Below are 7,332 nucleotides of genomic sequence, written 5' to 3'. Positions count from 1 at the left end.
TGCCGGTGGGCACGGTTTCCAGCCGCGCCGGAATCTTTTTTGGCATACCCCAGGAATTTGATGTCAGTTTCATCGGCAGATCCGCCCACGCGGCTTTTCCTGAAAAAGGGGTGAACGCCCTTTTTGCCGCGAGGGATTTTCTGAATCTGATGGAAAAAAACCTGGCGGAACTCTCTGCAAAGCACAGGCTTATCTTCCACGTGGGGAAACTGGAAGCCGGAACCGTGCGCAACGCGGTACCAGAACTCTGTTTGCTGCAAGGCACACATCGCAGTCTGGAAAAAGCCCTGAGCCTGCAAATCAACGAACTTATTCATGAAAATGCCGCCAGAGCCGCTCAAAACCATGGCGCGAATTTTGAAGTTAAACTTTTGGGAACCTACGATCCCGTGGTTAATTCCCCCGCTTTGCTGCAAAAACTGAAAAACGCCTGCGCGCAAACTGATACCAAGTTCCAGGAGGCGGAAATCGCGCTCACGGGAGAGGATTTCGGCTTTTTCACATCGCTTTACCCCGGCTTGCTATTCTGGCTGGGCTCGGGCTGCTCGGAGCCGCTGCATTCGTCAAAGTTTTTGGCAGACGAAGCTTGCATTGATGTGGGTTTGAAGATATTTGAGGCTTTGGCGCTCCTGGATTAACGCAGCAGAGCGATTCGCCCTGTGAGCCGCCGCCCATCCTCAGAACTTACCGCCACAAAATAGATTCCGTTGGCGCAAAGCTTTCCGGCAGCGTTTTTTCCATCCCATTCAAAGCGGGCAAATGCGTTTTCTTCCAAAAGCCTGACCAAAGCTCCGGAGGCATCGTAAATCCTGCATTGGTTCAAGCCCGGAGGCATGGTTTCGTCGGGATGGTTGCTGATGACGATTTTTTCACCCTCCTCGGGATGGAAAGGATTGGGATAGAGCACCAGATTTTTGAGCTGGGTGTCCGGCTTCTGGGAAATACCGATATTGAGCGTGTTCAGCCCTTCCGGAGTACCAATCAGCAGGTTTCCCTCCTGCGGTAAATAGCCCAGCGCCGTGATGTAATTCGAAAGCAGGGGGGAATTATCTTGAAAATAGTTTGTAAACCTCTCCGTGGCAGGGTCATACATGCTGATGCCATTTTCCAAACTGCCAATCCAAACCCGATTGAAAGGATCCAGATAAATGGCTGTGGGCGTGGTACGCACCGAGCCGTAAAGCCGCTCCTCATCTTCATAATACAGGATGTCATTCACCCAGGTGCGGGTGCTTTTATTGTATTTATAGCGTTTGATGGCGGTATCCCAGCGGAACCAATCGTTTTCGTTCCACATAAAAAGTCCCGTGCTGGTCGCAATCCAATGTTGGATGCCTTCGTAGGGACTGGTGAGGGTCACAACACCGTAAACCACACAGTTGCTCAGCTCTGCGGGGTCCGGAATCAGCCAGTGCTCGCCATCCGTTTCGGGAATGGAATCGTGATTCCAGATGACCAGGCCGCGGTCGTTGTTTGTGCCGATAAAATATTGTCTGCCATTGTGATAGCTGTAGATGGAGCGTTGATATATACTGTTCGGGATGCGGAATTCCGCCAAAGCTTCGTCGTTGGAATCCAACACGGTGAAGCCATCGTCATAGCAGGAAATGAACATATTGCCATATAAATCCTTGGCGATATGCAAATCGGTATTTCCCAAAACCCTGGGCGAGCCGGGCAACACAGCCCCCCATCCCTGTGTTTCTTCGTCCCAAACCCGGATTCCGTCGTGATCCAGATATTTCCAGATATCTTGCTCTTCATCGAAGATGGAAACGGCATAACTCCAGCTATCAGGGCTTAGGGTGTTAACATCATAAGTTCCGAACCATTTACGGTTGTGGCTATCCACAGCGATGCTGATGATGTTATCCGTATGAATGGGGCTGTTCGCGATGGTATAATTTTTCCAGTATCCATCCAGATAGCGGCTGGCGCCCAAAGTTCCCTTAAGCAGAGGCGTGGGACTCAGACCGCCGCTGCCAAACCAAGCCGCGTTGTTTTGGTCTGTGGTGATGCAGCTAATTTTGGGAAAACCGAGCCCGCCCAACTGAATTTGGAACCAAAGATTGTCTGCACTGTCAGTTTGAAAAAAAACACCGTCGCCCCAACTGCAAAGATAGATTAAATTGCCAATGGACACAATGTTGGCAATGCTTTTGGCGCCGAGACCTTCCTCCAGTTCCTGCCAATGGCGCACATCACCCTGGGCGTCGATTCTGGTTAGCAGCACATCCGTGTCGCGGTTATAGAACATTTTATTTTCATCCCAAGTGCCATAGGAAACCCAGAGCGCGCCCTTGGAATCCATTGCCGCGCTGGCAATTGGCTCCAAAATCAAGCCACTGTTCTGATTATAAACAGTCCAGCCGCCGCTCCAAGGGTCATCAGAACGCACAAAAACCGAGGATAAATTGTTCAGGGTCAAAAAACCCGGACGCAATGCCATTTTTACGCCAGCACCGGTGTAGCCGGGAATATTGTCAAAACTGTGCCAGGCGGAATCCACATCCAAAGAATCGAGATGGACAAAATTGACGCCTTGCGCGCTGCCCAGAAAGAGATAACCATTTTCTGCCAGTTCCATGGAATTGATGGAATTGGAAATCATGCCCGGCGTGGTTTGGGCGGTATATTTATGCATCAGAAGCGGAAAATTTACCCCTTCCAGATAGTAGTAGGAAGCCAAACCACCCTGGGTGGCAACCAAAACCTGGGCTTCATGCTCCAGAATACGCACCACGCGGTTTGAAAGCAATCCCAGCGAGGTGTTGAGCTGCTGAACTCCAAGCGGGGTATAGATTGTGATGCCGTCGTTCGCGCTGCCCAGCCAAAGGCTGTTGTTCATCTGGATATATTCCAGGCTGCGGATATCGTTTGAAACCAAGCCATCGGCAGTGGTCAAAACCGGCGGAAGATAGGAATCGGAGTTTTTTTGCCCATTGGACAACAAGGCTTCAACGCCGCCCCAGGTGGCTAGATATCTCACGGAACCACGTTCCAGTATGTCATACACATGGCTGCGGTTGGTAATGGTTTGCCAGTTTGCCGCGCCCAAAAGCAGGCAGCCAAAAATCAAGGGCAAGATCAAAATTAATCGTTTCATTTTTTTCTCCCATGTTGCATCACCACATACGCCAAAACCACGCCCTGAGCCAGAAGCCCCCACAGCACCAAAAAGAGAATGCGCTTGGTGGAAAAGGAAAAACCGATGGCGATGAGCCCAAAAAGCAGTGTCACCAACCAGGCGATGAGCGAAATCGCTTTTTGCGAAAGCCCAAACCCCAGCATGGCATGGTGCAGATGAGCTTTATCCGCCACAAAAATATTGCCAAAACGCAGGCGGCGCACAACCGCCAGGCTGATATCGATGAGCGGAATGGCCAAAACCGACAGCGGAATAATCAGCGTCATCGAAGTAATTCCTTTGTATTGCTGGGTTCCAGTTGTGGCAATCGCCGCGATGACCAAACCGTTGAACAGCGCGCCGGTATCTCCCAAAAAGATTTTGGCAGGATGGAAATTAAAGCGCAAAAAAGCCAGATTCCCAGCCAGCAGAAACGCTGAAAGTGCCGCAGCAATCAGGTTTTGCCCCTTGATGCCCACAATCAGCAAAACCGCGCAGACGATAACGCAAATTCCGCTGGCGAGGCCATCGATGCCATCAATGAGATTGATGGCGTTCATCACCACCAAATACCAAAGCAGAGTCACCGGAAAAGAAGCCCAACCGAGCATGATTTCCGAGCCGAAGGGATTGGTGAGAGATTCCACCCGGAATCCAATCAGATACATCGCCACGCCTATCCCTATCTGGAGCAGGAACTTAAGCCAGGCGCGGGTGTCGTGACGGTCGTCCATAAAACCCAGGCTGAGGGTGGCGACTTCCACGCCCGCCAGCCAAAACAGCTTCCCGCGCTCCGGATGCGGTAAAAACAGGGCTAAAACTATTTGGGACAGGATGAGGGGCAGGGCGAAAGACAATCCTCCCGCCTCGGGAATACTGCCGTTATGGATTTTGCGTTCACCCGGATGCGCCAAAATACCCAGCCGCGTGGAAAAACGTATGTTCAGGGGCACCAAAATATGGGTGACGAGATGAACGCCCAGGCTCAGAAAAAGGATGCGCAAAGCCATCTCCAAGCTCACACGCCTTCCCTATAGAGTTTTAGGTACGATGCAACCATCACGTCGTAAGAGCATATCCGCCTGATCTTTGCAGCAGCATTTTGTCCCATTTCAAAGGCTTTTTTTGTCGGGTTCGCGGCAGAAACAAGGCATTGCACCAGTTCATCCTGCGCGTCCAACGGAACCAGCCAGCCCGTTTCGGCATCCACCAATTCGCGGATGGAGGGTATATCTGAACCCAAAATGGGCAGGCCTGCGTGCATGGCTTCGATGATGCTGAAAGGCTGGGCTTCCCAGCGTGAATAGAGAATGAAGGCATCGAACACCCCAAGCCAGGAAGTTATGTCGCTATCCCATCCCGGCAGAATTATTCTGTCGTTGAGCCTGTGCGATTTCACAATCTGGCGACACAATTCAAGATATTCACCGTCCCCGGGCAAAATGAAGCGCAGCCTGGGTTCCAGGTGACAGGCCCGGCAGGCGGCGCCAATCACGTTCACCACATTCTTTTGAGTGGAAAATCTCAGCGCGCTGCCAATCACAAAATCTTCCTTAGCAGGGTCATACTCACGTTCCGAGGCTATTTTGCCCAATTTTTCCGCCAGCTCAAAGGGAACGGCGTTATAGATGGTCTGCGCTTTTTGGGGAGGCAGCAAACCCAGGGAAACGCAGTTTTCGCGGTCGGAATTATTTACAAATATCGTCTTGTGTCCCAGGGAGTTACCAAGTTTTTCCAGCCGCTTGAACATGAGCTGCTGCGCCCGGGGTTGATCCTGCTGGAAGGGGGTGCCATGAGCAGTGTGCAGAATCAGCGGAACGCCGAGCTGTCTGGCTGCCAAACGCCCCAGCAATCCGGGTTTGGAGGAATTTGTGTGCACAATATCAAAGCGGTGCTTACGCAAAATGTTCAAAAGTTCAGTGTAAGCCAAAGAATCCTGAGGCGAAAGCGGATGCACCATATTTTTAAGAGGAATATGAGTAAAGCCCCGTTCTTCAACGGCTTGCACGAGTTCTCCACCGGGCGCACTGGCTACGTAAATATCAAATTCATCGCGCGGAAGCCCATCCAAAAGATGGAGGCTGAAATTTTGCACGCCTGAAAGCAGCGGCAAAAGCTGAAGGTGCAGGAGCTTGGTCACGGTTCCCGGTTCAACCTGATTACGGCAATCGCTTCGGCGGGAACATCGCTGAAATGCACCATGTTTCCCTCCACCCGGGCAGGCAGACCGTCCACTTCGCGGATTTTGTCTTCATTCAAAATCTGGAGCGCGAAATGCTCCATCTCATCGGGAAAATAGACACTAATCTCGTGGTCGCTTTCCTCAATGGTCACGCGGGTGCGTTTTTCCCACCAGGAGGCGAGTTCAGAAGCCGTGGGCACCCAAACCCGCGCCGCGTTCAAAAGTGCCAGCGCGTAGGCGTAAAGCTTTTTCACGTAAGGGATATCCGCGTAGCATGCCATATCGAGTTCCAACCCAAAAACACCCTGGGTCCGCAGCGTGGTTTGCAGATATTTTTTCAGAAGCTGTTTGGCAGATTCCAATTGCAGGGTTTTATAGCGTCCCAGGCGGAGCTGCGAATTGCGATAGGTGGTGGGAAGTTCCCACCAGTCGCTTTTCAGGCCGCCAATCCAAGGCTGGTAGGGAACGCTGACTCCGCTGATGAAGCCCGGTGTTTCCTTGCGCGCGGTGCTTTGGCTGTAAGCCGGGGCCATTCTGTTGTGCAGGTCGCGCAGGCTGTCGTTCACCTTGAAATCAAGCTGCCGGATTCCAATCTGATCTTTGCGAAGCTGGTGCAGCATAATCTGTTTGCGGGAAACGAAGTCGTCGCGGGTGGCTTTATCTGGAGAAAGCAAAAGCGCCACCTCGTGTCCGGCTCTGCCAAGATGGCGAATTTCCTCCTGCAAATCGGTGTCGTCCAAGCTGTAGTTTATATATTCGTTCTTTTCCGGGGCGATGTAATAAACGCTGCGGAAGCCGGCTTCCTGTTCCAACTGCCGGTATTCCTCAAAATTCCAGTATAATTCCACATTTGTGAACAAAAAACGGAGTTTGGTGCCCAAACCGTGAAAAAGCTGACGCCAGGCAAATGAAAAAAGCATGGCAAGATCGCTGCCCACGGAGAGGAAAAGGCTGGCATAGTTCCATTTTTGCAAATTGTCAACGCTGTGGGAAAGCAGCGCCGCCCCTTCCTGGGCCTGAGGCCAGTATTGCTTTTGGGCGAGGCGGATGCCTTTGGCGCGGCTGTGTTCCTTGATCATGCTGTCAATCAACCAGAGCAGGTTGTCCACAAAAGGGGTGTCCCGATACGCGTGGAAAACACTGGCGGAATCGGGATGACAGCCTTCCGCGTCGCGGGTGGGATCAATCTGCGGTTCCAGCGCCGCCAAATGGAAAAAGATATTGCCCACCAGGTCAAAATTTATCTTGCCGGCATGAACCTGGGTTTCGGAATAGTTTTCGGCGGGGAAAGAGAAATTGCGGGTGCTGAGCACCGGCGTTTGGGAAAGCAACTTTATGGTTCTCAAGCTCTTGCGCAGCTTTTCGGGGTCCATGGCGCTGGGATCGAAAAGATCCGGTTCGCTTTGGATGAAGATGGTGATGAAATGGCGCGCTATTCCCTTCAATTCCTCAACCGTGGGCTCGGAATAGGTGTAAATGATGAGAATATCGTTGTCCTTCAGTTGACCGGTGTCTGAAATGAAGCAGAAACCGTATCCCAGAGTCTGGAATATGAAACTGAAGGCATACTTTATCTCATGCTGAAACCTTGCCAGCTTATAGTCTATGAATATCGAGATCATGCGCAGCTCACCGTCAAATTCTTTTTTTTACCACAGATTCTCCTTTTTCCAAAATGTCAAGCAAAATCCTTGCCCTGACCCCTAAATGGCTTTGAAAAAAACCAAATCCCGTGATTTTGCAACGCGCATCAAACTTGGCAAAATCGCCAGCATCACACCTATCTCTCGCATCTTCAAGCATTTACCCGCTCTTGAGCCGAGGCCTTAATCAAGTGTTAATCAAGCCTTAATCAAGCCTTAATAATTAAGACTTGATTAAGGCTTGATTAAGAAGTGATTGAGAGCTTGAACCAAGGACGGAACAGCTCTGAAATCTGGGAGGATTATTTTATGGGAAGGAGATTTGGTTATAATATTGGATGCCAAGTCACCAAAATGCAGGGAAATAGAGTCGATTTATG

6 protein-coding genes are annotated in these 7,332 nt (G+C 51.0%); 1 reads left to right on the top strand and 5 read right to left on the bottom strand.

Going from position 1 to position 7,332, the window contains the following annotated elements; genetic code table 11:
- The coding region (locus GX135_07345) for an amidohydrolase (protein ID NLN85894.1) at nucleotides 1-638 on the top strand (638 nt) is incomplete at its 5' end.
- Here GX135_07345 and GX135_07340 read toward each other — a convergent pair.
- From GX135_07340 to GX135_07320, 5 genes are read right to left on the bottom strand one after another with little or no spacing between them, the layout of a single operon-like run.
- Nucleotides 635-3,106, bottom strand: a complete 2,472-nt coding sequence (locus GX135_07340) for a hypothetical protein (protein ID NLN85893.1) — start codon at nucleotides 3,104-3,106, stop codon at nucleotides 635-637. The genes GX135_07345 and GX135_07340 overlap by 4 nt on opposite strands.
- Nucleotides 3,103-4,137, bottom strand: a complete 1,035-nt coding sequence (locus GX135_07335) for an undecaprenyl/decaprenyl-phosphate alpha-N-acetylglucosaminyl 1-phosphate transferase (protein NLN85892.1) — start codon at nucleotides 4,135-4,137, stop codon at nucleotides 3,103-3,105. The genes GX135_07340 and GX135_07335 overlap by 4 nt, the downstream gene beginning before the upstream one ends.
- 8 nt (nucleotides 4,138-4,145) lie before the next feature.
- Nucleotides 4,146-5,267, bottom strand: coding sequence for a glycosyltransferase family 4 protein (locus tag GX135_07330; GenBank protein NLN85891.1), 1,122 nt, complete (start codon nucleotides 5,265-5,267; stop codon nucleotides 4,146-4,148).
- Nucleotides 5,264-6,931, bottom strand: a complete 1,668-nt coding sequence (locus GX135_07325) for a hypothetical protein (GenBank protein NLN85890.1) — start codon at nucleotides 6,929-6,931, stop codon at nucleotides 5,264-5,266. Before GX135_07325 ends, GX135_07330 begins: the two co-directional genes overlap by 4 nt.
- 13 nt (nucleotides 6,932-6,944) lie before the next feature.
- Entirely contained in the window at nucleotides 6,945-7,112 is a 168-nt protein-coding gene (locus GX135_07320; protein ID NLN85889.1) for a hypothetical protein, read from the bottom strand.
- Between the last annotated feature and the right edge of the window lie 220 nt (nucleotides 7,113-7,332).

The sequence above is a fragment of the Candidatus Cloacimonadota bacterium genome (genome assembly GCA_012522635.1).
Classification (GTDB): Bacteria; Cloacimonadota; Cloacimonadia; order Cloacimonadales; family Cloacimonadaceae; genus Syntrophosphaera.
The sequence above is the reverse complement of the archived record's forward strand: the minus strand, read 5'-3'. Positions and strand labels throughout refer to the sequence as shown.

Coding starts and splice junctions, on each gene's coding strand:
- GX135_07340 (NLN85893.1), bottom strand. CDS start 3,106: ATGAAACGATTAATTTTGATCTTGCCCTTGATTTTTGGCTGCCTGCTT.
- GX135_07335 (NLN85892.1), bottom strand. CDS start 4,137: ATGGCTTTGCGCATCCTTTTTCTGAGCCTGGGCGTTCATCTCGTCACC.
- GX135_07325 (NLN85890.1), bottom strand. CDS start 6,931: ATGATCTCGATATTCATAGACTATAAGCTGGCAAGGTTTCAGCATGAG.
- GX135_07320 (NLN85889.1), bottom strand. CDS start 7,112: ATGCTTGAAGATGCGAGAGATAGGTGTGATGCTGGCGATTTTGCCAAG.